The organism is Mesorhizobium sp. M7A.F.Ca.US.005.03.2.1 (assembly GCF_003997795.1).
Lineage (GTDB): Bacteria > Pseudomonadota > Alphaproteobacteria > Rhizobiales > Rhizobiaceae > Mesorhizobium > Mesorhizobium ciceri.
The window spans coordinates 1-1,226 of record NZ_RZRP01001263.1; the positions used below are offsets into that span (position 1 = coordinate 1).

2 protein-coding genes are annotated in these 1,226 nt (G+C 65.4%); both read right to left on the bottom strand.

Going from position 1 to position 1,226, the window contains the following annotated elements:
* Positions 1–299, bottom strand: a 299-nt coding sequence (locus EN991_RS36860; RefSeq protein WP_164769693.1) for a DUF1194 domain-containing protein, incomplete at its 3' end; no start/stop codon positions are given.
* Positions 300–382: 83 nt separating this feature from the next.
* Positions 383–1,226 (bottom strand): ATP-binding cassette domain-containing protein (locus EN991_RS36865; protein ID WP_164769692.1); only part of this gene is annotated, 844 nt, incomplete at its 5' end.

Sequence of the window (1,226 nt, forward strand, 5' to 3'; positions counted from 1 at the left end):
GCACTATCGATGATCTGCCAGCCGATGACCGCGTCGTCGCGCACCGTGCCGGCCCACTCGAAATAGGTCAGCGCTATGCGGCCCGTGGCGCCGGCGCGAACAGCCTTGATGAAGTCGGGATGCCGCAGCGCCTCGACATAACCGGCGCGCTGCAGCGCGAACTCCTTCTCGTCCATCGACAGCGAGATGTCGACTGCCAGCACCAGCTCGACGTCGACGGCGAGCGCATCCCGCGGCGAGGCGGCGGGAGCAGCCTGGGCGCAGGCAAGACAGGCAAGCAGGCGCAGAGCATCAAGCATGGCCGTCACCAGGTTGTTCTCCCGAAGAGCTTCCCTCGCGATCACGGCAAAATAAAGCTTTGCTTCCCCGTCCGGATATCAGCTCATTTCTTGCGGCGGGCGGCGACTGGCGGCGGTTCGATCGCGCCGGCTCTGACGCGGGCGGGCTTCAGCGCTGGCGCACCGGAATCCTTGACGATCGTCAACGCGCGCGGGAAGAAGTGGTTGTTGTGCTGGCCGCGCCCGATGTTGAGGATCGCTGTCGCCGGCAAACGCTTCTCGAGCATCGACAGCACGCGTCTTAGCGATGGGCCGTCGAATGCATCCAGCGCCTCGTCGATGATCACCCATTTCGGCTGCCGCAACGCGAGCCTGGCGAAGGCCAGCGAGCGCTGTTCGTCATCGCCCAACTCATGGTCCCAACGCCCGGCGCGGTCGAGCGATGAGGATAGCCGTCCCAGACCGACCTCGGCCAGCACCGCCGAAATGTCGGCATCGTCCGCCGGCGCGGGGCCGTTCGGGTGATCGAGGACTTCGCGCAATGTGCCGACCGGAAAATAAGGCACGCGCGGCACGAATATGGGGGTTTCTCCCGCCGGCAGGCCGATCCGGCCGCTTCCCCATGGCCACAGGCCGGCAATGGCACGAAAGAACAGCGTCTTGCCCGCACCGGGATCGCCGGTGATCATGACGCGCTCGCCGGGGCGGATTTCGACATGCGGGTCGGCGAGCCTGGTGCAGCCCTCCGGCGAGGCCACTTCGAGCTTCTCGAAAGTCAGGCTGCCACTGACGTTTTGGCCGAAGGCGATGCGCTTTTCGGTGTCGTGCAGCGCATCGGTTTCATCGAGCGCGATGCGGAAATCGGCCACGCGCATCAGCGTGGCGCGCCAATCGGCAATGCTGCCGATGTTGTTGATGAACCAGCGCAAGGAGGAGTGGACCTGGTTG